At 31.7% G+C, this 26,084-nt stretch carries 24 protein-coding genes and 1 tRNA gene; 6 read left to right on the top strand and 19 right to left on the bottom strand.

The window, feature by feature from the left end; genetic code table 11:
- Window positions 1-31: 31 nt before the first annotated feature.
- The 8 genes from HMPREF0446_RS03655 to HMPREF0446_RS03620 all read right to left on the bottom strand — a co-directional run bounded on the left by HMPREF0446_RS03655 (window position 32) and on the right by HMPREF0446_RS03620 (window position 6,012).
- Window positions 32-772 (bottom strand): MerR family transcriptional regulator, encoded by a 741-nt coding sequence (locus HMPREF0446_RS03655; protein ID WP_006702759.1) that lies wholly within the window; start codon window positions 770-772, stop codon window positions 32-34.
- Between the two features lie 99 nt (window positions 773-871).
- On the bottom strand, window positions 872-1,729 hold the full coding sequence (locus HMPREF0446_RS03650; protein ID WP_006702760.1) for a YitT family protein: 858 nt from the start codon (window positions 1,727-1,729) through the stop codon (window positions 872-874).
- 18 nt (window positions 1,730-1,747) lie between these two features.
- On the bottom strand, window positions 1,748-2,638 hold the full coding sequence (locus HMPREF0446_RS03645) for a YitT family protein (RefSeq protein WP_020991338.1): 891 nt from the start codon (window positions 2,636-2,638) through the stop codon (window positions 1,748-1,750).
- Window positions 2,635-3,525 (bottom strand): VOC family protein, encoded by an 891-nt coding sequence (locus HMPREF0446_RS03640; protein ID WP_006702762.1) that lies wholly within the window; start codon window positions 3,523-3,525, stop codon window positions 2,635-2,637. Before HMPREF0446_RS03640 ends, HMPREF0446_RS03645 begins: the two co-directional genes overlap by 4 nt.
- A gap of 84 nt (window positions 3,526-3,609) precedes the next feature.
- Window positions 3,610-4,539, bottom strand: coding sequence for a manganese-dependent inorganic pyrophosphatase (locus HMPREF0446_RS03635; RefSeq protein ID WP_006702763.1), 930 nt, complete (start codon window positions 4,537-4,539; stop codon window positions 3,610-3,612).
- Between the two features lie 65 nt (window positions 4,540-4,604).
- On the bottom strand, window positions 4,605-5,366 hold the full coding sequence (gene pflA / locus HMPREF0446_RS03630; protein ID WP_006702764.1) for a pyruvate formate-lyase-activating protein: 762 nt from the start codon (window positions 5,364-5,366) through the stop codon (window positions 4,605-4,607).
- A gap of 134 nt (window positions 5,367-5,500) precedes the next feature.
- Window positions 5,501-5,574: transfer RNA gene (locus tag HMPREF0446_RS03625), tRNA-Arg, on the bottom strand.
- A 93-nt stretch (window positions 5,575-5,667) separates the two neighbouring features.
- A complete protein-coding gene (locus tag HMPREF0446_RS03620; RefSeq protein WP_006702765.1) occupies window positions 5,668-6,012 on the bottom strand; it encodes a hypothetical protein in 345 nt (114 codons plus the stop codon).
- 103 nt (window positions 6,013-6,115) lie between these two features.
- On the opposite strand from HMPREF0446_RS03620, the gene HMPREF0446_RS03615 reads away from it, so the two are divergent.
- The gene (locus HMPREF0446_RS03615) at window positions 6,116-6,856 is read left to right on the top strand and encodes an N-formylglutamate amidohydrolase (protein ID WP_020991337.1); all 741 of its coding nucleotides are present in this window, start codon (window positions 6,116-6,118) and stop codon (window positions 6,854-6,856) included.
- Between the two features lie 30 nt (window positions 6,857-6,886).
- Here HMPREF0446_RS03615 and HMPREF0446_RS03610 read toward each other — a convergent pair whose 3' ends face one another.
- The 4 genes from HMPREF0446_RS03610 to HMPREF0446_RS03595 all read right to left on the bottom strand — a co-directional run bounded on the left by HMPREF0446_RS03610 (window position 6,887) and on the right by HMPREF0446_RS03595 (window position 14,136).
- Window positions 6,887-11,212: a PolC-type DNA polymerase III gene (locus HMPREF0446_RS03610; RefSeq protein ID WP_006702767.1), complete on the bottom strand. Its 4,326-nt coding sequence runs from the start codon at window positions 11,210-11,212 to the stop codon at window positions 6,887-6,889.
- A gap of 87 nt (window positions 11,213-11,299) precedes the next feature.
- A complete protein-coding gene (rseP, locus tag HMPREF0446_RS03605) occupies window positions 11,300-12,562 on the bottom strand; it encodes an RIP metalloprotease RseP (RefSeq protein WP_006702768.1) in 1,263 nt (420 codons plus the stop codon).
- Between the two features lie 9 nt (window positions 12,563-12,571).
- On the bottom strand, window positions 12,572-13,372 hold the full coding sequence (locus tag HMPREF0446_RS03600; RefSeq protein WP_006702769.1) for a phosphatidate cytidylyltransferase: 801 nt from the start codon (window positions 13,370-13,372) through the stop codon (window positions 12,572-12,574).
- A complete protein-coding gene (locus tag HMPREF0446_RS03595; protein ID WP_040507852.1) occupies window positions 13,372-14,136 on the bottom strand; it encodes an isoprenyl transferase in 765 nt (254 codons plus the stop codon). The genes HMPREF0446_RS03600 and HMPREF0446_RS03595 overlap by 1 nt, the downstream gene beginning before the upstream one ends.
- Window positions 14,137-14,333: 197 nt before the next feature.
- Here HMPREF0446_RS03595 and def point away from each other — a divergent pair, with 197 nt between their 5' ends.
- The 5 genes from def (at window position 14,334) to HMPREF0446_RS08300 (ending at window position 18,997) form a co-directional block, all read left to right on the top strand.
- Window positions 14,334-14,891 (top strand): peptide deformylase, encoded by a 558-nt coding sequence (def, locus tag HMPREF0446_RS03590; RefSeq protein ID WP_006702771.1) that lies wholly within the window; start codon window positions 14,334-14,336, stop codon window positions 14,889-14,891.
- The gene (locus HMPREF0446_RS03585; protein ID WP_006702772.1) at window positions 14,884-15,582 is read left to right on the top strand and encodes an HAD family hydrolase; all 699 of its coding nucleotides are present in this window, start codon (window positions 14,884-14,886) and stop codon (window positions 15,580-15,582) included. Before def ends, HMPREF0446_RS03585 begins: the two co-directional genes overlap by 8 nt.
- A 70-nt stretch (window positions 15,583-15,652) precedes the next feature.
- Window positions 15,653-15,868: a DNA-directed RNA polymerase subunit epsilon gene (locus HMPREF0446_RS03580; protein WP_006702773.1), complete on the top strand. Its 216-nt coding sequence runs from the start codon at window positions 15,653-15,655 to the stop codon at window positions 15,866-15,868.
- A complete protein-coding gene (gene rnjA, locus HMPREF0446_RS03575; RefSeq protein WP_006702774.1) occupies window positions 15,868-17,565 on the top strand; it encodes a ribonuclease J1 in 1,698 nt (565 codons plus the stop codon). The genes HMPREF0446_RS03580 and rnjA overlap by 1 nt, the downstream gene beginning before the upstream one ends.
- 68 nt (window positions 17,566-17,633) lie before the next feature.
- Window positions 17,634-18,997, top strand: a protein-coding gene (locus tag HMPREF0446_RS08300; RefSeq protein WP_156902336.1) for an IS3 family transposase whose coding sequence is annotated in 2 segments (ribosomal slippage) — window positions 17,634-18,075 and window positions 18,075-18,997 — 1,365 coding nt in all. Because the reading frame shifts where the segments join, the coding sequence is not laid out codon by codon here.
- Between the two features lie 177 nt (window positions 18,998-19,174).
- Here HMPREF0446_RS08300 and abc-f read toward each other — a convergent pair.
- The 7 genes from abc-f to HMPREF0446_RS03530 form a co-directional block, all read right to left on the bottom strand.
- A complete protein-coding gene (gene abc-f / locus HMPREF0446_RS03560) occupies window positions 19,175-20,653 on the bottom strand; it encodes a ribosomal protection-like ABC-F family protein (protein WP_006702777.1) in 1,479 nt (492 codons plus the stop codon).
- Between the two features lie 217 nt (window positions 20,654-20,870).
- Window positions 20,871-21,305: a MepB family protein gene (locus tag HMPREF0446_RS03555; RefSeq protein ID WP_006702778.1), complete on the bottom strand. Its 435-nt coding sequence runs from the start codon at window positions 21,303-21,305 to the stop codon at window positions 20,871-20,873.
- Between the two features lie 356 nt (window positions 21,306-21,661).
- A complete protein-coding gene (locus HMPREF0446_RS08615; RefSeq protein ID WP_006702779.1) occupies window positions 21,662-21,865 on the bottom strand; it encodes an ATP-binding cassette domain-containing protein in 204 nt (67 codons plus the stop codon).
- A 123-nt stretch (window positions 21,866-21,988) separates the two neighbouring features.
- Window positions 21,989-22,942 carry a siderophore ABC transporter substrate-binding protein gene (locus tag HMPREF0446_RS03545; protein ID WP_006702780.1) on the bottom strand — a complete coding sequence of 318 codons (954 nt, stop codon included), beginning with the start codon at window positions 22,940-22,942 and terminating at the stop codon, window positions 21,989-21,991.
- Window positions 22,943-22,951: 9 nt separating this feature from the next.
- Window positions 22,952-23,701, bottom strand: a complete 750-nt coding sequence (locus HMPREF0446_RS03540) for an iron ABC transporter ATP-binding protein (protein ID WP_006702781.1) — start codon at window positions 23,699-23,701, stop codon at window positions 22,952-22,954.
- Entirely contained in the window at window positions 23,679-24,668 is a 990-nt protein-coding gene (locus HMPREF0446_RS03535) for an iron chelate uptake ABC transporter family permease subunit (protein WP_006702782.1), read from the bottom strand. The genes HMPREF0446_RS03540 and HMPREF0446_RS03535 overlap by 23 nt, the downstream gene beginning before the upstream one ends.
- Complete coding sequence (locus HMPREF0446_RS03530; RefSeq protein WP_006702783.1) at window positions 24,665-25,630, bottom strand: iron chelate uptake ABC transporter family permease subunit; 966 nt, start codon at window positions 25,628-25,630, stop codon at window positions 24,665-24,667. Before HMPREF0446_RS03530 ends, HMPREF0446_RS03535 begins: the two co-directional genes overlap by 4 nt.
- Window positions 25,631-26,084: the final 454 nt, after the last annotated feature.

The following is a 26,084-nucleotide window of genomic DNA, read 5'->3' as shown; positions in this document are numbered from 1 at the left end:
GGAGTCTTACGACTCCTTTTTTCTTTTTCAACTAACCTCTCACTTCTGCTACATATTGTTGAATAGCATCACATGCATATTGCCCAACACCTTCTCCATATTTATCTAGGTTCGTTCTGAACTCATCATTTTTAGCATATCCAAGCCCAATACTTGAAAATACATCAATCGAACAATCAAATGCATATTGACACATATGCTGATGTAATTCTTTTGCAAGAGTTACGTTTACTTCATCAGTTGCTGGAATTCCTTTTTGAATATTATCTGCATAAGCAAAGAAAATGCGATTGAATCCTTCAGCTACAATGTCCTCTTTTCCTTGTTGCTTTTCTTCAGCTTCATTAATCACTTCTTCACCATATTTTTTTATGGCTTCATTTTTATATTTTTTATTATCTGAAACACTAAATCCTTTAAATTTTTCTTCTGATGACATCCTAATTTTCCTTTCTGTAGACAGAATTGTCTTTTCTAATGTATCAATTAATGTTAGAAGTTTTTCCTTTTCATTTTGCATTAACATTAATTGTTTTTGTAAGTGTGGTAATAAGTCCTCTTCCTTCTGTTGCAAAAGTGACTGAATTTCTTTTAGAGAAAATCCTAAATATTTATAATAAAGAATCGTTTGTAGATAAGATAAGTCTTCCTCACTATAATATCGATAACCATTTTCGTCTTTTTGTGGTGAAAGTAAACCTATATTGTCATAATGATGTAAAGTGCGCACCGATACACCACTAAGTTCACTCACTTGTTTAATGAAATACATCTTTATCCCTCCTAACAATTACAGTATAAGGTATGACGTTAGGTTATAGTCAAGATTTTTTTCAAAAAAATACACCTCCAAAATGGAAGTGTATCAAATTTATGATTTTGGTTGATAGGTAAATCCTTCACCGATAACATGTGTTACTTCGGTAATAATGATAAAAGCTTTAGGATCTACATCATGAATAATCCTTTGTAAAGTCATCACTTGTAGACGGTTTACTGCTACAAATAATACTTTTCGTTCTTCGCGAGAATAAAAACCATGACCGTCTAGAATCGTTGTTCCACGACCAATTTTTTCTTGAATTTGACTTCCAATCTCTTCATATTTCTTAGAAATAATCATAAATGATTTCTTAGAGTTAAATCCTTCTAAAACAAGGTTAATCATTCTACTAGCTGTAAATAAATAAATTAATGTAATAATTACTTTTTCTAAATCTGAAATAATCGATAATGGACTTACAACAATAATATCTAACAATAATAATGAAACAGATACATTCCAACCTAAATACTTTTTCAACATCATGGCAATAATATCTGTACCGGCAGTAGTTCCATTTCCTAGCATTACAAGACCTAAAGCTGCACCACCTACAACACCACCACCAATAGCGGCTAACAATGTATTATGTGGAATAAATTGATACATACCTCTAGTAATATCTAGAAAGACAGACATTAAAATTACAGCATAAATGGTATAAAACATTGTTCTTCTCTCTAAAAATTGATACCCAATTAATAATAAAACAATATTAATAACTAAGTTAGAAGTCCCTGGATTAATGCCCAAAATATAATATAGCAACAATGTAATTCCTGTTACTCCACCACTCCCAAATTGGTTGGGAATCACGACAGCATTAATCGTAAACGAAAAAATAAAGGAACCAATAGTTACCATTAGTATTGAAGTGAGTGTATCTTGATTAATATATTTTTTCATATAGACTTCTCCTTTCTCTTACTCTGGCTCTCGATGAAATCTTCCATAAAAGTTTTCCGTTGCGAATTGATTAATAATAACACGAGGATCTGCTTCCTTTAATACAGAAATGGCATCAATCAATTCATAAGAAGACAACACCGTATGTAATAAATACATTTTTTCATGACTAAATCCACCAATAGCTTCTACACAAGAAATTCCGTGGCGAATATTTTTTAAATAAGCTTGCATAACTTCCTCACCATAACGTGTCGTAATTTGTAAAGTTACACGATGATACCGTTGATGGAAAGTACTAATAACTTTTGTAGAAATAAATTGGAAAATAATAGAATAACCAGCATATTTCCAACCAAAAATAGCACCAAATATTAATAATAATAATGTATTAAAGAAAAATACTTCTTGCCAAATTGTTTTTCCATTTCTATTTGAGAAGTACAACGCAACAAAGTCAGTTCCCCCTGTTGAAGCATTTCCTTTTAACGCAATCGAAATATAAATTCCATTTAATACTCCACCAAAAATTACATTTAATAATACATCATCAAAAATTGGCTCAAAATTCAATATTCGAATAAAGAAACTTCCAAAAAATACTTGTAATATTGAATAAAATGTAAATCTAGGGCTAATTCCTCGATAACAAATAATAGCTACAGGAATATTTAATACTAACATCATTAAAGAAATTGAAATATCCAACCCAAATAATTCAGCAATTTGATGAATTAAAATAGATACCCCTAAAAATCCACTAGAAAGTAAATTTGAAGGTTGAATAAATACTTTTAGAGTAAATGCTTGTAAAAAACCAGACAAAATAATAGTTAATAGACTAACTAAATGACGAACTTTAGGATTTTTACGATATTTACGATACATTGCGGGATTTAATAAACTCATAATCGTTCCCCCACTTTAAAGTGATAACGAATATGATCAGGCGTTAATACTTTTAATTCAGAGTCTTGATATAAATAAGGCCATTCAATTTCTTCTAAACGTTCTACAATAGCTTCTATGACTTTGATTTCTGGAACAAAAAACATAATTTCTCTTACCCCATACATTGTATGAGTAGCATCAATTACCTGCCACTCATTCACTGCAATGGAATAATAATGTTCATTGATTTGAAAATTAATACGTTCTGCAACATAATCATAAGTTGTTTTAAATTGAAAATTCTTTGTTAAAAAATCCGATGTTTTTTGAATATCATTCACAATATAATGTACTTGATTTAATCGTGTTTTAGCAGGTAAACCATGGACTCCCGTATCTCCTAATTGGATAAATTCTTGGATAGGAATCGTCACTTCGTTACCTTCTAAATATTGCATTTCATGATTCACATCTTCTAGTAATAAATCTTTTTTTACACAATAAAATTTCAAACGATTTTGTTCGGGATCCATAATATAAAATCCTTCACTATACCCATCATCACAAGTTGCCATAATCATTTGTTCTTCTAGTAGAAAATGATTACTCAAATCTCCCAATAATTGTTTCTTTGGAATTTCAAACCCTAAATAATACGTTAAATTAGTCTTACGTGTTCCAGTATTTTCAGCTGTCATTAGACGAATCATTGGAATACTTCCTTGAGGTAATCCTAACAAAACTTCTGTTTCAAAGTCTTGTAAAATGGTTAACCCAAGAACTTGTGTATAAAACCTTTTCATGCTATGAATATTTTCTACAAATAATGTTACTTGAGCTATATCCCATTCTTTTTTTGAACCAGAAGGCAATAAATTTTTTAAATAGTCAAATAAATTTTTCACTGCTCTTCATCCTTTATTATTTCAATTTAAAAATAAAATAATCCGAACATAATATCAATAGTTCGGATTCAACATCAATTCATTCTAGTTTTCGAATGCAACTGTTAAAGGTGGTACCACTTGTTTTTTACGAGATACAACACCTGGTAAAATCAATAGACCATTTTCATACTCTGTATTAAATGCTTTTGCAACAGTTTCTAATGCTTCTCCGACAACTAAGCCAGTAGAAACACTTGTTAAAATATTTGTTACAACTAATAAGAATGTATCATAGCCATGAGTTGCGTTTGCTTCTTTCATACTAAATTCTAATGCTTCTCTACGAGCTAATAGTTCTTGTTCATCTACAACATTCACTTGAGCAATACGCATATTGTATGAGCCCATTGGGAATGATTTTGCATCTAAATCAATTAACTCAGCTTCAGATTTAGTAGATAAATTTGTACCTGCTTTTAACATTTCTAATCCATAAGAATTTACATCAATTTCTGCAATACGAGCTAATTCAGTTGCAGCTTCGATATCTTGTTGTGTACATGTTGGTGATTTAAATAATAATGTATCAGAAACAATTGCTGAAACCATTAAACCTGCAATTTCTTTTGGAATTTCAATTCCATATTCTTTATACATTTTAAATAAAATTGTATTTGTACATCCTACTGGTTCACAACGATAGAATAGAGGATTTGCAGTTTGGAAATTCGCAATTCGATGGTGATCTACAACATATTGTACTTCAACTTTTTCAACATCAGAAGCACTTTGTTGAACTTCATTATGGTCTACTAATGCTACTCTATCTGTTTCTTCACTAACTGAAGATACGACACGTGGAGCTGTTCGATTAAAATAATTTAATGCATATTGAGTTTCTTCATTAGGTTCTCCTAATGCAACTGCTTCTGCTTCTTCACCTAATTGTTTTAATAAATAAGCATACGAAATTGCTGATGTAATCGCATCTGTATCTGGATTTTGGTGTCCAAAAACTAATAATTTACTCATCTTTAATCCTCACTTTTATAAATTTTATAATGACTATTTTACCACACAATGTTTAGAAAACCAAACTAAACTTCTAAATACCCTTTGTATTCTTGTGTTCTTAAAATACGGTTTGCATTTGCAACACGTTCTTTTGTTGGTGGCTCAATATGTTCTAATTTATATGGAATACCTAAATTTTTCCATTTATAAACACCTAAACGATGATATGGTAAAACTTCAAATTTTAATACATTTTTTAATCCAGCAACAAATTCGCTTAAACGTTCTAAATACTCGTCATAATCTGAACGTTCTGGAACTAATACGTGACGAATCCAAACAGGTTGACCTTTCTCTGATAAATATTCTGCTAATTGTAAAATATTTTTATTAGTCCAAGCTGTTAATTTTTTATGTTGTTCATCATCAATATGTTTAATATCTAATAAAATTAAATCTGTATATTCTAATAATTCCTCAAATTTACTAAAGAATGGTTCATCATACGTGAATGGCATTCCACAGCTATCTAATGTAGTATGGATTCCCATTGCTTTACAACGTTTAAAGAAATCAATTAAAAAATCAACTTGTAGTAAAGGTTCTCCTCCACTGACTGTTACGCCACCTTTTTTACCCCAAAAGGCACGATAACGTAAAGCTTCTTCCAATAATTCTTGACTTGTAATTTTTTTCCCTCCGCCAATATTCCATGTATCTGGATTATGGCAAAACTCGCAACGCATACGACATCCTTGCATAAATGTTACAAATCGAACCCCAGGTCCATCAACAGAACCAAAACTTTCTGTAGAATGAATATATCCAACAACTGGTTCACTCATTCATTATCCCTCCATTTTGTCATTAGTTGTTACCATTATAACACATTTTAATAAAAAACGGTTGATGCTTTCTTCAAACTCTTCTAATTTTATAGAAAAAAAGAACGTTGATTACTCAACGTTCTCGAATCTAGCGTTCTAGGAGGGATTCGAACCCCCGACCGTTCGCTTAGAAGGCGAATGCTCTATCCTGCTGAGCTACTAGAACAGTACAAAAGTTATTATAACAATATGTATAATAACTGTCAATACTTGAAAAATAAATTCTACTTTTATAAATTGTACTTTTTATAGACAACAATTATAAAATAAATGAACTTGTTTTAACTTGCTTTTGATAATATTTTTTGCGAAATTCTAATAATTGACTCAATACGATATCAACCATTTCACCATAAGTCATTGAAATTTCCGTTGTTTTGTATTCTAATTCATCTTCAGAAATAACATTACCATTATCGTCTACATATTCTACTGTATCATTTTCATTACGATACGATAATAAAAATTTATGTTGAAATTCTGGATAATACGTAAATGAGGCATATATTGTATTCTTTTCTCTAAAACTTGATGCACAAGCTAACACTTCTGAGGTAAATTCCTTTAAATATTCATGCAATTCATCAATTTCACGTTGGTTCATCTCACTCACTCCTTTACAACATTATACTAAATACAGTATCTATTTCAACAGAAACTTTCATTATGATAAAAACTATACTACAATAATGAAAAGGAGGTATTTTATGAACGTTTATTTAACAATTTCTCATGCTACAAATTGTTCTCCCTTGCTTATTTCAATTCCTCATTCAGGTACTGAAATTCCTGAATCGATTCAAAATCGAATCAATCAGCAAGCAAAAAGAATTCATACCGATTGGCAATTAGATTTATTCATAAAAGATTTTCCATTTACAACAATTACTTCAAATTTATCTAGATATGTTGTAGATGTTAATCGTTCAAAATATAGTTCTAAAAATGCTACATTTCCAATCATTCCCAAATATGACGAATTTGGAAGTCCTTTATTTAAACAATATCCTTCAAAATCCATTCAACAACAATGGATAAAGGAATATTATACTCCTTATTACGATGCAATATTCAAACAAATAACTGTAAAGAAACAAAATAATTCAATCGTTTGTTTACTAGATTTACATAGCTATGATGATCAATACTTTCATACAAATAAAATTATTATTAGTACTAAAGGACATTCAACAATATCAAAAGAATCGTTAAATTATATTTTAAATTGTTTTGAAAAAGCAGCTTTATCAACTCAGCTAGATAAGCCTTTTAAAGGTGGAAATATTATTCATGAAGTATCTAAACAAGCAAATATAGAAGCGATTCAAATAGAAATACCTTATTCACTCTATCTTCATAACAATACATTGGATCCACAAAAATCGAAAAACTTACAAGAAAAATTACTACAAATCTTTTTACAAATTGAAGAATATTATAAAAAATAGACGACCGAAGTCGTCTATTTTGCTTTTCTATTAAAAATCAAATAAGGATAATTGATTCTCATCTGGTAAGTCGTCTAATACTTTATTCTCAGTCATATAATCAATTAAAGTTTTAGAAACTTTCCCACGTGTTGCTAAATCTTTTTTAGAAATAAATGGTTGTTCTTGTCTTGCTTCAACAATTTTGTTGGCTACGTTTAGTCCTAATCCTGGAATTGATCTAAATGGAGCAATTAAACTATCTCCTTCAATGACAAAATTCACTGCATCAGACTTTTCAATATCGACCATTTTAAAATTAAATCCACGTTCACACATTTCATTGGCTAGTTCAAGTACAGTTAATAAGTTTACTTCTTTAGTACTTGCATCATTTCCTTTATCACGGATTTCCTTCATTCTTTGTTTAATCATTTCTTTTCCCTGTGACATTGCCACAATATCAAAGTCTTGAGCACGAACTGAGAAATAAGCACAGTAATATAATAAAGGTTTATGAACTTTAAACCATGCTACACGTAAGGCCATTAATACATAAGCTGCAGCATGGGCTTTCGGGAACATGTACTTAATCTTCAAGCACGATTCGATATACCATTCTGGAACATTATTTTCTCGCATCATTGCTTGATAGTCTTCCGGTATTCCCTTTCCTTTACGTACACCTTCCATAATTTTGAAAGCAGCCCCGTTTTCAACACCTTTATGAATTAAGTACACCATAATATCATCACGACATCCAATTACTTCAGAAAGTGGGATACCATGTAGTCGAATTAATTCTTCTGCATTTCCAAGATATACGTCTGTACCATGAGATAGTCCTGAAATTTGTAGTAACTCTGTAAATGTAGTTGGCTTTGTTTGTTCTAACATTCCACGTACAAATTTTGTACCAAATTCAGGGATTCCGAGTGTACCCGTATTAGAATCAATTTGTTCTGGCGTAACGCCTAATACTTCTGTTCCACCGAAGATTTTCATCACTTCTGGATCATCTGGTGGAATATCCTTCGGTTCAATTCCTGACAAATCTTGTAGCATTCTAATCACAGTCGGATCATCGTGTCCAAGTATATCAAGTTTTAACACATTATCATGGATGGAATGGAAATCAAAGTGAGTTGTTTTCCACTCTGCATTTTGGTCATCTGCTGGGAATTGGATTGGAGTAAAGTCGTAAACATCCATATAATCTGGAATTACAATAATTCCCCCAGGGTGTTGTCCAGTACTTCTTTTTACTCCCGTACATCCTTTTGCTAAACGATCAATTTCCGCTTGCCTAAATTCTAATCCTAAATCTCGTTCATATCCTTTTACATATCCAAAGGCTGTTTTATCTGCAACAGTACCAATGGTTCCTGCACGATACACATAGTCTTCTCCGAATAATACTTTCGTATAGTTGTGCGCTTGTGGCTGATATTCCCCTGAGAAGTTTAAATCGATATCGGGTACTTTATCCCCATAGAATCCTAAGAACGTTTCAAATGGAATATCATGTCCATCTTTTGCAAGTCGTGTTCCACATTTAGGACAATCTTTTTCAGGCAAGTCAAAACCAGAACCTACAGAACCATCATCAAAAAATTCTGAATAACAACAATTTGGACAACGATAGTGAGGTGCTAATGGATTTACTTCCGTAATCCCTGTTAATGTCGCTACTAATGAGGAACCAACGGATCCACGAGATCCTACTAAATACCCATCTTCATTACTCTTATGCACTAATTTTTGAGAAATTAAGTAAATAACCGAGAATCCATTTCCGATAATACTCTTTAATTCTTTATCGATACGTTTCTCAACGATTTCTGGTAATTCTTCGCCATACCATTCATGAGCTTTGTCATAACTTAATTTTGTAATTTCATCTTCTGCTCCTTCAATTTTAGGCGTATATAAGTCATCTTTAATTGGAATAATTACTTCTAGTTGATCATTAACCCAATGAGTATTTGTCACAACGACTTCAAAAGCTTTTTCTTCTCCTAAAAAAGCGAATTCATCTAGCATTTCATTCGTCGTTCTAAAATGAACATCTGGATAATTTAATTTTTGACCATTATTCACAGATGTTAATAAAATTTCTCGATAGATTTTATCTTCCGGATTTAAGTAGTGAACATTTCCTGTTGCGACAACTGGAATATCTAGTTCTTCTCCTAATTTCACGAGATTTTTAATAATTTCTTCTAGATGGTGTTCATTTCGAATGAGTTCTTTGTCAATTAATGGGCGATAGACTGCTTTTGGCATAATTTCAATATAATCATAAAACTTAGCCTTTTCTTTAGCTTCTTCATAGCCTTTTTGCATCATTGCTTCAAAGACTTCCCCTTCGCTACATCCAGATCCAATTAAAAATGAATCTCTATTTTCAATTAACATACTTCGTAAAATTCTAGGAACTCTATAAAAATATTGTACATTGGAAGCAGAGACTACTTTAAAGAGTTCTTTCAATCCTGCTTGATGCTTTGCAAAAATCGTAGCATGGAATGGACGACCATTTTTGAACACTTCTTCTGGGTGTAAGTTCGTATTCAATTGGTCATGATATATTAATCCATGATCATTAGCTGCTTCTTTTAAGAAAATATGACATAAATGACCAGTTGTTTCTGAGTCAAATACCGCACGGTGATGTTGTTCTAAGGCAACATTATAACGTTTGGCTAATGTATTTAAACGGTGAGATTTTAAATGTGGATGTAGTAATCTAGATAACTCTAATGTATCAATGACCGGTTGAGTCGTTTTCTCCAAGCCTTCTTTTTCATATCCAGTATTTAAAAATCCCATATCGAAACTAGCATTATGTGCAACTAAAATCGTATCTTTTGTAAAAGCTGCAAATTCTTTTAATACTTGAGCTTGTGATTTAGAACCACGAACCATATCATCTGTAATGCCTGTTAATTGAATCGTTGTCGCAGATAAAGGATGTCCTGGGTCAATAAATTCTTCAAACTTATCGATAACATTTCCTTTATGCATTTTAACAGCGGCTAATTCAATAATAGAATCATAAATGGCTGATAAACCTGTTGTTTCCACGTCAAACACTACATAAGTCGCATCTTCTAATAAAATATGTTGTGGATTATAGGCAACATTCACTTGGTCATCGACAATATTTCCTTCTAACCCGTATAAGATTTTAATATTATTTCCTTTTCCTGCTCCATGAGCTTCTGGATACGATTGTAAGTTTGCGTGGTCTGTAATGGCTACTGCAGGATGTCCCCATTTTGCTGCTTGTTTGACTAAATCACTAGCAGAATTTGTTGCATCCATGACCGACATATTTGTGTGTAAATGTAATTCAATACGTTTTTGGTCTTCAGGCGCACGATCAATTCGACCAATATGCTCGACTTTATTCATATCTCGAACAATCATATTTAATTCTTGAGAAAATTTATTAATCTCAATATTTCCATATGCTTTTACCCATGTTCCTTTTTTTAAGGCAGCTAAACGTTCTTCATCTTCAGCTGTTGAAGGAAATAAAGTTGCCCCAATCGATGAAGTATAGTCCGTCATTTTAATATTGGCAAAGGATTTCCCACTTGCTTTTCTTGTACGAATTTCAATATCAAAAATTTGCGCTTCAACTAATACATTTCGCTCTTCTTCATAAATATCTGCTATCTCTCTTGTTTCTAAATTACTACGAATCGCTTTTCCATATAAAATAGATGAGTCTGAATTAACTGCAGCAGGTTTAGAAGCTGCTGTTTCTTGAACTTCTTTTTGTTGAACAGCTTTTTCTTGATACTCTTGTTCAATCGTTTCATGTTTGATTCGTAACTCTTCTTCTAATTGACTACCTAATTCGTCATTGACAATAATATCCACACCCATTTTTGGAAAACCAAAATTCTCAAAATATTGTTGAATTTTTTTGATGTAATTTTCATTGACATGAGATTTAGTAATTTCATTTGGACAATGAAATTGTATTTTTTTCTGATTCCAAGTTGGGATTTGTCCAGATAGTAATTGAACTACAAGAGGTGATTCTTGTTGCAATTGGAAGAGAACCATTTCCCAATACGCTTGAATTTGTTCTTGGGTAATTTGAGACTCTTCTCTCGTTTTGACTACTAATCTTACCTGAGCAATTTTTTCATAAGTCTGTTTCAATTGTTCATAGAAACGTTTGAATTTCTCGTACTGTATCACATGATTCGTCTCAATATTAAAACACCATTCCGGAATACTTTTTGTAATATCAATTTTTGTTAATGAGGCTTGATCAAAATCTGGTTGTAAAAACTGTTCATTGTCTAGCTGCAATTGATTCATTAACGTTAAAAATAATTGTTGTTGATGTTCTGACACTTGATCACTCCTCTCTAAAACTGAAAAAATAAGTGTGGTTTTCTATTAAATTACTATAGAAAACCATCACTTACCTCCTGTTACTTGTTAAAATAATTTACTAATATCATTCCATGTCACTAAAATCATTAAAATGATTAAAAATACTGCCCCGGCAATTGTAATATAAGATTCATATTCCTCTTTTAGAGGTTTCTTACGAATCCCTTCGATGATATTTAATACTAATTTTCCTCCATCTAAAGCTGGAATTGGTAATAAATTCATAATCCCAATATTGGCACTAATTAATCCTAAGAAATTCAAAACTGAAACAACTCCACTTTGAGCAACTTGAGAAGTTAGTGAGAACATTGCTACTGGACCACCTAAATGATTAATAGAAAATCCTTTTGTAAAGAATGATGCAATCGTTAAGAATACCGAACTAATGACAAACCAAGTTTGAGTAAACCCATAAAGTACTTTAGACAATACATCTGTTTTCTTCGCACGTTCAATTCCTAACACACCGATTTTAGATCCATCAGATAAATCATACGGTTTAGGAGTCACCACAACTGTTTGTTGATTTCCATTTCGTTCAATCACAAGTTTTGTTTCAAGGTCAGCACGTGGAGAAATTTGTTTACTAATATCTCCCCATTTTTGTACTGCTTGTCCTTCAATTTCAATAATCTTATCGCCAACTTGTAATCCGGCTACTTGAGCTACAGATTCACTTGCAAAGTTTCCAACTACTGCTTCATTAGAAGGAACTCCTCCTGTTAAAAATGCGACGATAATAAATGTAATAATCGATAAAATAAAATTATTCATCGGTCCAGCAAAATTTGTTAACATACGGTCTTTTAAACTAGCAGAATTAAATTGACGTTCAATTGGAGCAACAGATACTTCAGTACCATCTTCTTCAATAATGGTTGCTGTTTTAGAAACCTTTAATTTTTCTAATTTTTCTGTTTGAGGTTTATATCCTTTTACTACCATCTTTTTTTCTAAATCACAAGATTCAATTTGGAAAGGAATACCTTGTTCTAATTCAGTAGATGGATCAAATGAAATTTGCTGAACAATTCCATCTTCTAATCGAAGTGTCACCATCATACCAGGTTTAATCTCTTGATCACTTTCCTCATGACCCGCCATACGAACATATCCACCAACGGGTAGTAATCGTAATGTATAAACCGTCTCACCTTTACGCACTTGGAATACCTTTGGTCCCATTCCAATGGCAAATTCTTTTACTAAAATACCTGCACGTTTTGCAAAATAAAAGTGTCCAAATTCATGAATAGTCACAATGACACCAAATACAAATATAAATGCAATAATTGTTTTAATCATATGTCCTCCTTAATGAGTACCAATAAATTTCAATACAATTTGAAACATAAACATTGCAAAAAATGTTGAATCAAATCGGTCTAATACTCCTCCATGACCTGGGAAAATTTTCCCAGAATCTTTTACATTAAATCTACGTTTATAAGCAGATTCTACTAAATCGCCTAATTGTCCAAATACGGATAAGGCAATCATTAAAATGGTCATTTCGATAAAATGAAACCCTAATGGGTTAAATAATTTTAAAGCAATAGTCCCTAAACCAATCGCTCCAATCACTCCACCAATGGAACCTTCAATCGTTTTATTTGGGCTAATAGCAGGTGCTAATTTATGTTTGCCAAAAGCTCTTCCTGTAAAATAAGCAAACGTATCAGTTCCCCATATAATACAAAAAACAAAAACGACCATTCCAAAACCATATTCACGTACATATAAAATTCCGGAAAATCCTCCGCCAACATATAAAGCTATAAGAGATAAGAAACTGACATCTTCAATAAATAATGTCTCACTTTTATATACCGTTAATGACATTAATACCATGACACAAAGGAAGAAAATATAAAAGAAATCAACTCCGACTGGCAATTCAATAATTGGCGCTCTTGCAAAAATAATCGATAGGGTAGCTATAAGAGTTAAGACTCCTTCAATAGAAAAAATAGATAATTTCTTCATTTGAAAAAACTCAAAAATAGCAACAAATGATAAAAATGCAATAACTGCTTTTAATAAATGCCCACCAATAATTAAAGCAGGAATAAACAACATCAAGGAAACAATGGCAGTGATGATTCGTGTCTTCATTAAATTAATCCCCCATATCGTCTCTGACGTTTCTGGTACGTTAAAATCGCTTCTTCTAAATCTTCTTTACTAAAATCTGGCCAAAAAATATCTGTAAAATAATATTCACTATAGGCTAATTGCCATAAAAGAAAATTACTTAAACGTTGTTCTCCACTTGTACGGATCATTAAATCTGGCTCTGATAAATCTCCTAAAAAATTCGTTTGTAAATGGTTCGCAAATACTTCTTCATTAATAGATTCAGCATCATACTTACCATTAGAAACATCTACTGCAATTTCTTTTACCGCTTGAAGAATTTCTGCTCTAGAACCATAATTTAAAGCAAAACATAACGTCATTCCTGTATTGTCTTTTGTATCCTCAACAGCTTTTTCAACGACTCGTCTTGTTGCTTCAGGCAATTGATCGGTAAATCCAATTAAACGAATACGCATATTTCTCTCCTGCAATTCAGGCATAAATGAACTAAAAAAGTCACCAGGAAGTTTCATTAAAAAGCTCACTTCTTCGGTTGGTCTCTTCCAATTTTCTGTACTAAATGCATACATTGTCATAGCCTTTACTCCTAATTCATCAGCAGCAATAGCTATTCTTTTAACCGTACTCATACCCTCTTTATGACCAGCAATTCGAGGTAAATTTCTACTTTTCGCCCAACGTCCATTACCATCCATAATAACAGCAATATGTTGAGGAATATTTGTTTTATCTAATTCAATAGTTTTCGTTTCTTTTTTCTTTTTCCAAAAAAGCATCATTTCAATTCCTTTACTTATGAAATACTCTTTCATTGTAACAGAAAAATAGAACATTGGGTAGTTTATTCCCTCCTTTTAAACCATTCTTAGTCTTTCTAGAATAAACTCTTGAAAGAAGCTTTCTACCATGGTCTTCTTAGGAAAAAAATGGTATAATGCTAGAGGAAAAGAAGCAAATAGGAGGTAGAAAAATTAAAATGATTACAATGAAAGATATTGTCTTAGAAGGTCATCCTGCCTTGAGAAAGCGAGCGGGAAAAATTAGTTTTCCACTATCAGATGACTTGCAGCATTTAGCAAAAGAAATGCTTGAATTTTTACATAATAGTCAAGACGAAGAAATTGCTGCAAAATATGAATTACGTGCTGGAGTTGGTTTAGCTGCTCCACAGTTAGGAAAAGAAATTCAAATGATTGCTCTTTTAATTCCTGGATATGAAGATGAACCTGCCCTACTTGATGAAGTCTGGATTAATCCTCGCATTTTAAGAGAATCTGTTAAGAAAACTTGCTTAAAAGAAGGCGAAGGTTGTCTATCTGTGAATAGAGACGTTCCTGGAGTCGTATTACGACCTCAAAGAATTACTGTAAAATATTTCACACCAGAAGGTGAAGAAAAAGTTAAAACTTTGACGGATTATGAAGCGATTGTTGTTCAGCACGAAATTGATCACTTAAACGGAGTCATGTTCTATGATCATATTAACCAAGCTCAACCACAATATATTCCTGAAGGAGCTGTCGTAATTGGATAAAAAAATTGCAGTGATATTTGATTTAGATGATACCCTTTATTCTAAGAGTGAAGTGTTTTTTAAAACGTTATGTCAATTCGCAACACCAAGTATAGATGCGGAAAGTCTCTATTCAACTTATCAAAAACGAAGTGATGAGGCTTTTGAAAAATTTTCTGCAGGAGAAATTACTCTTTCTCAATCGCATCAAACACGAGTTGCCAATACTTTTAAAGATGTAGGGATTGAGTTATCCTCTGAAAAAACTCAAGCTTTTATTAAAGCTTACCAAGACACTTTAAATGCTATTACCCTTTCTGAAGAATGGATTGAAGTATTTCAACAATGCAATAAAGAATCATATCAAATCGCTATTTTGACGAATGGTCCAACAAACCATCAGAAAAATAAACTGTATCAATTGAACTTATCCAAATGGATTCCTGAAGATTTTTGGTTTATTTCAGAATCTATTCAAGCGAAAAAACCAAGCATTCAAGCTTTCCATCATGTCGAATCAAAAATTTCTGCTGATGAGTATTTTATGATTGGAGACGATATAAAAACTGATATTACTGGAGCTATTCAAGCGAATTGGCATCCGATTCAATTTATAAAATATCATCAAATGGATCAAGGAAAGCTCTCTTGTGATGTAGCTAAAGAACCGAAGGATATATTTCCTTTAATCCAACAAAAACTACACAGATAATTGTACTTAAAGTGTACTTTTATGTTAAAATAATTTTTGAAAATAAATTGAACAAATAAGGAGTTATAAAATGATTTTTAAAATTACTTACCAACCATCAAAAACTGAAGCACCACGTCGTGAAAATACTTTATCTCTATATGTAGAAGCACAAGATAAAGTTGAAGCTCGTCGTTTAGTTGACGAAAATACTGAATATAATGTTGAATTCATTCAAGAATTAGATGAAAAACATTTAGCATATGAACAAAAAAATCCTGATTTCAAAGTTACGGTGTTTAACTAATGAAACCAACAATCAAAAATAATGAAACGGGCGTATTCGCTTTTGGTGGTTTAGGTGAAATCGGAAAGAATACCTATGGCGTCCAATTCCAGGATGAATTAATTATTCTAGATGCTGGAATTAAGTTCCCTGAAGATGATTTATTAGGAATTGACTATGTTATTCCTGACTATAGCTACATTATTCAAAACCAAAGTAAAGTTAAAGGTCTCTTCATCTCTCATGGACACGAAGACCATATTGGTGGTATTCCTTTCTTAATTAAACAAGTGAATATTCCAATTTATGCGACTAAATTGGCAATGTCACTCATTCGAAACAAACTTGAAGAACATGGCTTACTTCGAGATGCTATCTTACATGAAATAGATGAAGATTCGGTTATTAAATTTAGAAAAACTCAAGTAAGTTTTTACCGCACTACTCACTCTATTCCAGATGCATTTGGAATTGTCATTAAAACTCCTCCTGGAAATATTGTATTTACGGGAGACTATAAATTTGACTTTACACCAGTAGGACAACCTGCTAATTTACACAAAATGGCTCAAATTGGCGAAGAAGGTGTCCTAGTTCTTTTAGGGGATAGTACGAACTCAGAAGTTCCAGGATTCACGAAATCAGAACAAGTCGTTGGACAATCGATTAAAGAAATCATCCAACGTGTGGAAGGTCGTATTATTTTCGCTACTTTTGCATCGAATGTTTCTCGTTTAAAACAAGTAACAGATGTTGCAGTAGCAACTGGACGTAAAATTGCTGTCTTTGGACGTAGTATGGAAGCTAGCTTTGCTACTTCTCGTGAATTAGGCTATATTTCTGCGCCAGATGATACATTTATCGATGGTCGTGATATTAACCAATATCCTGCTGAAGAAGTGATTATTTTATGTACAGGATCTCAAGGTGAACCAATGGCTGCCTTAAGCCGTATTGCCAATGGAAATCACCGTCAAATTTCTGTACAACCTGGAGATACGGTCATCTTCTCAAGCTCTCCTATTCCAGGAAATACAGCTGCAGTAAATCGTGTGATTAACTTACTATCTGAAGCTGGAGCTGAAGTTATTCATGGTAAATTAAATAATATTCACACTTCAGGACATGGTTCTCAAGAAGAACAAAAACTAATGTTACGATTAATGAAACCGAAGTATTTCATGCCAGTTCACGGTGAATACAGAATGCAAAAAATCCAAGCTAACTTAGCAAGTCAAGTTGGAATTCCTAAAGAGAATTCATTCATTTTAAGTAATGGAGATATTTTAGCTGTAACAAGTGACTCTGCTCGTCGTGCTGGACATTTCTATGCTGGAGATGTTTATGTAGACGGAAATGGTATTGGAGATATCGGAAATATCGTTTTACGTGACCGTAAAACTTTATCTCAAGACGGTTTAGTGATTGTCGTTGCAACTGTTGATTATGATGAACGTGAATTAGTAACAGGACCTGAAATTTTATCTCGTGGATTCATTTATATGCGTGAGTCCGGTGAACTATTAAATCAAGCTCAGCAAATATTAAAAGAAGAATTACAAGCCTTCATTAATGAAGCTGATGAGCCTTTAAATGAGAGATCATTACGTAATCTCATTATCGATACGTTAAATCCTTATTTATATAAACAAACCGCTCGTCGCCCAATGATTTTACCAGTCTTAATGGGTGTTAGCGCAGAAGATGTGGAAGAATAAAAAAAGTCGACTCTTGTACTGCACCCCAAAAGTTAGACATAAAAAATCTAACTTTTGGGGTGTTTTTTATGAAATTAACTTATGAAGATAAAATAGAAATTTATCAACTAAGAAAACAAGGTGAAAGCTTAAAGAATCTTTCACAGAAATACGATATCGCCGTTTCTAATATTAAATACTTAGTTCGATTGATTGATCGATATGGGATAGAAATTGTTAAAAAAGAAAAAAATCGTTACTATTCACCAGAGCTAAAGCAGGAAATAATGAATAAAGTTCTTTTAGAAGGTCGTTCACAATCAAGTGTATCTATTGATTATGCACTTCCAAATTGGGGTTTACTTTCGAATTGGCTAGCACACTATAAGAAAAATGGGTATACTATTGTTGAGAAAACAAAAGGGAGACCAAGAATAATGGGACGTAAACCAAAGAAAAAAATAGAAGAAATGACAGATTTAGAACGTCTTCAACTAGAGAATGAATACTTAAGAGCGGAGAATGCCATTCTAAAAAAGTTGAGGGAACTACGATTGAAGGAGGAAAAAGAGAAAGAAAAAAAACTGAAATTGTTCAAGAATTAATCAGTGAGTTTTCATTAGATATTCTTCTTAAAGTGATTAAATTAGCTCGTTCAACATACTATTACCATTTAAAACAAATCAACCAACCAGATAAGGATCAACAGATTAAAGATGAAATACAAGCCATTTTTACCGAACATAAGGAAAATTATGGTTACCGTAGAATTCATTTAGAATTAAGAAATCGTGGCTTTAAAGTGAATCATAAGAAGGTACAACGCTTAATGAAAGCACTTGGTTTAATTGCCCGTATTCGTCGTAAACGTAAATATTATTCATACCAAGGAGATGTTGGAAAGAAATCAGATAATCTGATTCAACGTGATTTTGAAGGAGTTAAACCAATGGAAAAATGTTACACAGATGTAACAGAGTTTGCCATTCCAAATAGTGAACAGAAACTATATTTATCACCAGTCTTAGATGGATTTAACAATGAAATTATTGCGTTCAATCTTTCTCGTTCACCTAACTTACATCAACTAAAGGCAATGTTAAACGAAGCATTTACAGATGACAAATACGAAAATACTATTCTTCACAGTGACCAAGGTTGGCAATATCAGCATGATTCTTATCATCGATTTTTAGAAAGTAAAGATATAAAGCCGTCTATGTCACGTAAGGGGAACAGTGCAGATAATGGTATGATGGAATCTTTCTTTGGTATTTTGAAATCAGAAATGTTTTATGGATTTGAAAAGAAATTTAAGTCTCTTTACGAATTAGAGAAAGCTATTATCAATTATATTGATTATTACAACAATAAACGTATAAAAATTAAACTGGATGGACTAAGTCCAGTAAACTATAGAATGTGTCATTCAAACTCTTCTTGTAGTGCTTAGCTAGTAAATCTAATTGAAAGTTTAATAATATTTCCAAGAAAAAACGCGCCAAAAATTTTGGCGCGAACCCCCTAGGGGGTTATTCATACATTTGTTTTATTCATCAAAAAGAGACGACTTAAGTCGTCTCAAAAAAAATCTAAGTTTTTGGGGTCACTTCATCTCGTCGACTTTTTTCTATATTTGTACGATTTTATTCGCAATATGATTTACAAACCGTTGATCATGTTCAATTAAAACTAAGGTTGGTTTCACTTCTTTGATTAGTTCTTCAATTTGTATTCTTGAAATCACATCAATATAATTTAGAGGTTCGTCCCAAATATATAGATGAGCAGGTTTCGAAAGACTAATAGAAATTAATACTTTCTTTTTTTGACCATCACTATACAATTTCATATTTGTATCAAATAATTCTTTCGGAAAATCTAATTTACTTAAAATGGTCCGACAAGTAGTTTCATCTACTCCTTGACTATGAATATACTTCATTAAATCTCCTTCCAAGAATGAAGTATCTTGTGAAATATATGAAATTTCTAAATGATTCGCCATTTTTAACTCACCAATATAATCAAGATATTGCCCCAATAAAATTTTAATAAGAGTTGATTTTCCACTACCATTTGCTCCATTTATAGCAATTACATCCCCTTGATGAATTTCAAAATTGAGATCAGAAAATAGTTTTCTTTCTCCAAATTGATAACTCAACTCACTAGCAGATACAATCAAAGATTTATAATGTTGTAATGGACGAAGAAATAGACTATCTTTTCTTTCAAGATCTTTTAATAATTTTTCTTTTTCTTCGATTGCTTTTTGCTGACGCTTTTCCAAGTTTTTTGTCTTTTGCATCATTTTTGCCGCCAAATGTCCAATACGTCCTTTATCTGGCTTTATACCAGAAATTTTCACACCATTCTTCGTATTTTCAACTTTATTCGACCAAACTTTTGTCTGTCTTGCTGCTTTATTTAATCGCTCAATCTCACTTTTAATTTTTTCATTTTGATTGAACTCATACTGATCTTTCGATACTTTATTTTCATACCATGACGTAAAATTACCTGATTGTACATCAATTGAGTTTCGATTAAAAGAAATGACATGATTAATACATCCATCTAAAAAATCTCTATCATGAGAAATCAATAAAAATCCTTTTTTACTCTTCAGATAATCACATACAATTTTTCTTCCATTCACATCAAGATGATTTGTTGGTTCGTCAATCAATAAAAATCCATTATCTTTCGTAAATAATATCGCCAAAAGAACTTTAGTTTGTTCTCCTTTAGAAAGAGTTTCAAATTTTCTATCCATAATACTTTCATCTAACTTCAACTGATGAAGCTCACGATACACTTTCCACTCATCTTCTTGCACTGTCCACTCTTCCAGCAATTCTATCCCAGTCTTTGAAAAATCCAGATGATTAGGTGGAAATTGAACAAATTCAACACTTTTATGAATCTTTCCTTGGTAAGATTCTTGTTCTAATAATAACTTAAACAAGGTTGATTTTCCGATTCCATTTCTACCAATTAACCCAGTTTTCCAATTGGTATCTAAAGAAAAACTCACGTCATCAAACACAGGTTTTGTAGATGAAAAATACGAAAATGTTAAGTTTTCAATTTTAATCAATGACATCATATCACCTTCATTTTGAATAAACTTTAGCATTATTATAGCAAAATTTTATTTCATTTTCGACCTTAAACGAAGTTTAGATTATTAAGAAAATATCTCAAAAGTTACATTAACAGTACAACACTTAGCTTGCACAAAACTAAATCTTTTTTATAAATATAAATCAGCTAAAATTTTTTCAATGTTTTTTGCTTAAATAAGAAAGAAATCATTCTTGTTATTCAATTTTTCTAAAAAATTTCAATTGCCATTTTTGTGTTTCTAAAGCCGTTGTATTCAAATTTACGCTCCAAGGTGGATAAAATCGCATAGACATTTTTCCTTTACTATCCTTTGTCGAGAGAATTTTTCTACGGATAGCCTCCTCTTTAGGAATAATAAAAAGTCCTCTCTTGTCGTTATCAATCACAACAATAACGATTTCATTCTCCAAATCTTTGTTTGTGTAAGGAATGTTCTTATTATTTTGATCTTTTTTCCAAAAAACTGTAAAATATCCTTCTTTTTTTGGTGTTCTTTTTGCCAAGCGACACCTTTTATAACCTTGTTCCTCCGTTATTTTTATAAGGATACCTTCATATTTTTCGTTCCACTTTTCTTTAATGAATTCAAAATCACCATAAAACTCATTAAGAACCTCAAGTATTTTCATTATGATATATATCCTCCTTAACAAAAAATTTTCATTCAAATCATAGCATGCTAAAGATATTATAACCTCTTCATACGATTTATAATTTTTCGTTCTGAAAAATTAAGAAATTTATTCCATATTTTATTATCCTTACTTTATAAATATTATATCATATTGATACTGTACTTAAGCGCCTTTAAATTAAGTTTAAATTACTAATGTTTTATTATAAAAAACTCCCAGAATTTCTTCCAGGAGTTAACTTTTCTATTCACCTAATCAAATTACCATATCGCAGATTGATAATGTTGATTTATTGTGTGAAATTATTATTGTTATCTTATCTTTTTTACTTTCTTCTAAAGCTTTAGCACTTAGATTCCACTGAAGATATCGATGTTTGCTGTTGCTTCATCAAGTATCAGAACTTTACTATCATTGTAGAATGAACGAGCTACTGATAAACGTTGTTTTTTTCCATAACTTATGTTCGAACTTCTCTCACCAACGATTTCATTTTCACGACGTTTCAAGCTATCTACAAAATTTCTTAAATTAGTTTTTTTTAATGATACCATCCAACTCTTCTATATCTAAATCTTTATCGAAGAATGTGATGTTTTCTTTAATTTTTGCATTGAATAAGTAGCTATCTTGTAAAATTATCGAGCTATTTTCTCTAAAGTAGCGGTTATCTATCATTATTGAAATACATGTTGTAAGTCTTGTAGCATTAATTTAGTAGATTCTAATCCTCCACCACTTAAATACCATAAGTCAGAAGTTAAGTTTACTACTTTATTATTTTTTACAGCATTTGTAGCTTGAATTAATTCATTTTTCATTAAGGCATCTGCTTTAGAATTATCTCCACCAATTGCTAATGTACGATTTAATACAAATAAGACATCAGGATTTAATTCGCTAACACCTTCAAAACTAATTTCTTGTCCGTGTCTACTTTCTTCAATTTTAGCATCTGTTGGACGGAATTTTAAATCTTGGTATAAGAAGCCAAAACGTGATTGTGCGCCAAATGCAGACATTTTACCTTCATTTAACATAATCGCTAAACTTTTTTCGCTATGTTTTTCATTTTGAGCTGCAATCGTATCAATAGTTGTTTGTAATTCTTTTACTTGAGCACTTGCTTTTTGTTGAGTTGCTTCGTTAAATAAACTTGCTAAGCTTTTAACATTTTTTTGAACAGAACCCCAATAATCTTTGCTATCTACATTAAAGATAACTGTTGGAGCAATTTCTTTTAATTGAGGAATAAAATCTTTTGTACGTGTAGAAGCAATAATTAAGTCTGGCTGCATTGCTGCAATTGCTTCGATATCTGGTTCTTTCATGCTTCCTACATTTTGTACTTTATCTCCTAAATCTTTAATATACGTTGGTAATGGTTTTGTTGGCATTCCAACGATTGTTTCACCTTGTCCAATGGCACGTAATGTATCTGCAGCACCTAAGTCAAAAGTCACAATTTTCTTTGGATTTGACTTCACTTCAACAGTTTCTGATCCATCTGTTAATTGTACTTGTTTCACTGAATTTTCTTGTGTAGTTGATGTTACATTTGTTGTTTTTGTTCCACAAGAAGCTAATAAAAATGTTGCCCCCATAACTACGGTTGTTAATAATTTTTTCATATTTTTCTCCTACTTTACTGTAATATATTTTTTTCCTGAAACTTCTATCACTTCGATATCAATTTCATATAATTCTGATAAGGTTTGATTCGTAACCACATCCATGGTTTGGCCATGAAACTCACATTTTCCTTCTTTAAAGGCTACTAAATAATCAGAAAAGTTAATCGCCATATTTAAATCATGCATGACAATGACCACTGTTTTATCCAAATTCTCTACCATATAACGCAGTAATTTCATAATTTCTACCGCTTGTTTTAAATCTAAATGATTTAAAGGTTCATCTAATAAAATAATTTCTGTATCTTGAGCTAATACCATTGCGATAAAAACTCTTTGCATTTGTCCGCCTGATAAAGTTTGTATCGAACGTTCTCTTAACTCTAATAAATTCGTATGTTTTAATGCTTGATCAATCATTTGATAATCAAGTGTCGATAACTTTCCTTTTGAATAAGGATAACGACCAAAGCTAACTAACTCTTCTACTGTTAAAGATACTTGAAATGTTTGATTTTGTTTTAAAACGGATAATTCTTTTGCGAGTTCTTTTGAATTCCAAGCTTCAATTTCTTTACCTTTAATCCATAATTGACCAGAATCTTTTTGTAATAATCGACTCATAATGGAAACTAAAGTCGATTTTCCTGCTCCATTTGGTCCGATAAAAGCTGTTAACTGATTTTTTGGAATCGTTAATGAAACGGAATCGACAACTACCGTATCATATGCTTTATGAATATTTTTTAATTCCACTACGGTACCTTCCTTTCAATAACAATACAAAATATAATAATCCTCCAAACCATTCAATAACAACGCTAATTGGAATATTTAATTGGAAGAGCTTCTCGATAACCAGTTGTCCTCCTAGCAATAAAATACTTCCTAATAAAAATGCGATAGTCCACATTTGTAAGTGTCGGTAATCTTTAATCCATTGATACGTTACATTGGCAATCATAAATCCTAAAAATTGCATCGGACCTACTAATGTTGTCGATAGACTTGTTAGTAACACAATTACTAATAAAATCCACTTCTCTTCTTTAGCTACATTTACACCTAGTATTTGTGCTTGAACTTTCCCAAGGTGAAATACATTTAACACCATATGTTTTCTTATTAAATAGATTACTGAGATAGCTGTTAATATGACCACTACAATGACTAATTCACTTTGATGATGCATTCTTTGGAAGGAGTGAAATAATTTTCCTTGCAATTTATCAAATTCATTTGGATCCATTAATACTTGAACAAATGTACTTAAACTTCTAAACAATGTTCCAAACGCTAAACAAATGAATAATAGCATCGAAAATGGAATCGATAATAAATCATTAAAGGCTCGATAAATAAGAAAGAAAAAGATTATCTGCAACACAATTGTGAAGATTGAAATCCATAGATTTGGCGCTGTTTCCATTCCTAGACTTAATTGCCCCCAATAAACCAATGTTTGAAACAATACAAAGACACTCTCAACTCCAAGAACACCCGGTGTTAAAAATCGGTTTTGTACAATTGTTTGGAAACTAATGGTCGATATCGAAACACATAAACTAACTAATAAAATGACTAGCCATTTTATAACTCTCTTTTTAAATAAGAGGACAGAGAATTTTCCCATATTTCCGATTGGAAAAAATAAGAAAATAGCACTGATAATGAGTAATAAGCTTACTAATGTAATTGTTAATAGAAGGGTTCTTTTCTTCATCGAATGCTCCCCCTTCTTTGCGAGCTAATTCTTAAGATTTGACTAATTAAGAGTCCAGCTCCAACAATCCCTAAAATCAGACTAACTGATACTTCATAAGGCGGAATAACTAATCGAGCTACAATATCGCATGCTAGAACTAGTACTGCACCTAATAGAGCTGTTTGTGGAATCGTCTTTTTTAAATCATCTCCCGATAAATAGCGTACTAAATTTGGAATAATAATTCCTATAAAAGGAAGTGAGCCTACTGTTATCATCGTGACACTCGTTGTAAGTGAAACGAGTAATAATGTTAACCATTCTAAAGTCTTATAAGAAATTCCTAAATTCAAACTAATCGATTCTCCTAAATTAGCAATCGTATAAACATGCGCCAATTTTGTAGAAACAATAATGATAATTAAACCAAAGAATAACCATTCGTATTGGTGAGTTTGAATCATGGAGAAGGATCCTTGTGTCCATGACGTTAAACTTTGTACAAGATGAAATTGATACGATATCATATTTGTAAAGGCTGAAATCATTCCACTAAAAATTAATCCTACTAAAGGAATCATCCACTTCTCTTTCAATTGTAAGGATTGCTGAATCATAATAAAAACAATCGTAAGTGCAAAGGAACATATAAAGGCACATAGCATTTTCTGAAATAAGCTAGGTCCATTAAAAAAGAATAAACTTAATAGTAGTCCTAATTTTGCTGCTTCAGTGGTACCAATCGTACTAGGTGCTGCAAATTCATTTTGCGTCATTGTCTGCATTAATAATCCTGCAATACTCATAGAACTTCCAGCTAATATCACACTCAATAGTCTTGGAACTCGAGATAACCAAAAGACTTGTTGCATTTTATCATCTTGATGGATGAATAGTCCCCAAGAAAATGTTTGTGCTCCAACTGATAAAGATATTAATGATAGAATGAGCAAAAGGATGCTTAAATGTTTAAATTTCATAGTCTCTCCTTCCTAATTGATAATCATTCTCAATTACATAATTATTAGTTTACCAAAAATTTCTGTGATTGCAATGGTTTTGGGGAAGATTGGACTTATTCTAAAATAGTACATCTTGTTTATAGACTTCTTGGGTACCGTAGTATTTGGACGCCAGTAGCCACCTTTGGTGTCTCTTGGCTATACAACTACTTTAAAAAGTCTGTGAGGGGATCTTTCTTTTGATTTTTCTCAATTCAAAATTTATTCACTGCTACTTTATTTAGCGTACTAAATAAGGTATAATATTCGCAAGAAAACGTTATCAAATCTTAATTTAATTAATTGGAGGTTTTGTTATGATGGTTATAGATCCTCAAAGGTATAAAAATGGAGATTCTTTTTATCAATTTTAAGATAGAATTCTATTAGATAAACTGTTTAAAATCATAACAGTATTTAGTCACTTTCTATA

Origin of the sequence: Granulicatella elegans ATCC 700633 (genome assembly GCF_000162475.2) — a bacterium.
GTDB classification, from domain to species: domain Bacteria; phylum Bacillota; class Bacilli; order Lactobacillales; family Aerococcaceae; genus Granulicatella; species Granulicatella elegans.
Note: the sequence above shows the minus strand (reverse complement) of the source record. Positions and strands in the feature narration are given on the sequence as shown.

Excerpts from the sequence above, each read along its gene's own strand:
- HMPREF0446_RS03655 (WP_006702759.1), bottom strand. The coding sequence starts at position 772 with ATGTATTTCATTAAACAAGTGAGTGAACTTAGTGGTGTATCGGTGCGC.
- HMPREF0446_RS03650 (WP_006702760.1), bottom strand. The coding sequence starts at position 1,729 with ATGAAAAAATATATTAATCAAGATACACTCACTTCAATACTAATGGTA.
- HMPREF0446_RS03645 (WP_020991338.1), bottom strand. The coding sequence starts at position 2,638 with ATGAGTTTATTAAATCCCGCAATGTATCGTAAATATCGTAAAAATCCT.
- HMPREF0446_RS03635 (WP_006702763.1), bottom strand. The coding sequence starts at position 4,539 with ATGAGTAAATTATTAGTTTTTGGACACCAAAATCCAGATACAGATGCG.
- pflA (WP_006702764.1), bottom strand. The coding sequence starts at position 5,366 with ATGAGTGAACCAGTTGTTGGATATATTCATTCTACAGAAAGTTTTGGT.
- HMPREF0446_RS03620 (WP_006702765.1), bottom strand. The coding sequence starts at position 6,012 with ATGAACCAACGTGAAATTGATGAATTGCATGAATATTTAAAGGAATTT.
- HMPREF0446_RS03615 (WP_020991337.1), top strand. The coding sequence starts at position 6,116 with ATGAACGTTTATTTAACAATTTCTCATGCTACAAATTGTTCTCCCTTG.
- rseP (WP_006702768.1), bottom strand. The coding sequence starts at position 12,562 with ATGATTAAAACAATTATTGCATTTATATTTGTATTTGGTGTCATTGTG.
- HMPREF0446_RS03600 (WP_006702769.1), bottom strand. The coding sequence starts at position 13,372 with ATGAAGACACGAATCATCACTGCCATTGTTTCCTTGATGTTGTTTATT.
- HMPREF0446_RS03595 (WP_040507852.1), bottom strand. The coding sequence starts at position 14,136 with ATGATGCTTTTTTGGAAAAAGAAAAAAGAAACGAAAACTATTGAATTA.
- def (WP_006702771.1), top strand. The coding sequence starts at position 14,334 with ATGATTACAATGAAAGATATTGTCTTAGAAGGTCATCCTGCCTTGAGA.
- HMPREF0446_RS03580 (WP_006702773.1), top strand. The coding sequence starts at position 15,653 with ATGATTTTTAAAATTACTTACCAACCATCAAAAACTGAAGCACCACGT.
- rnjA (WP_006702774.1), top strand. The coding sequence starts at position 15,868 with ATGAAACCAACAATCAAAAATAATGAAACGGGCGTATTCGCTTTTGGT.
- abc-f (WP_006702777.1), bottom strand. The coding sequence starts at position 20,653 with ATGTCATTGATTAAAATTGAAAACTTAACATTTTCGTATTTTTCATCT.
- HMPREF0446_RS03555 (WP_006702778.1), bottom strand. The coding sequence starts at position 21,305 with ATGAAAATACTTGAGGTTCTTAATGAGTTTTATGGTGATTTTGAATTC.
- HMPREF0446_RS08615 (WP_006702779.1), bottom strand. The coding sequence starts at position 21,865 with ATGGTATCATTAAAAAAAACTAATTTAAGAAATTTTGTAGATAGCTTG.
- HMPREF0446_RS03545 (WP_006702780.1), bottom strand. The coding sequence starts at position 22,942 with ATGAAAAAATTATTAACAACCGTAGTTATGGGGGCAACATTTTTATTA.
- HMPREF0446_RS03535 (WP_006702782.1), bottom strand. The coding sequence starts at position 24,668 with ATGAAGAAAAGAACCCTTCTATTAACAATTACATTAGTAAGCTTATTA.
- HMPREF0446_RS03530 (WP_006702783.1), bottom strand. The coding sequence starts at position 25,630 with ATGAAATTTAAACATTTAAGCATCCTTTTGCTCATTCTATCATTAATA.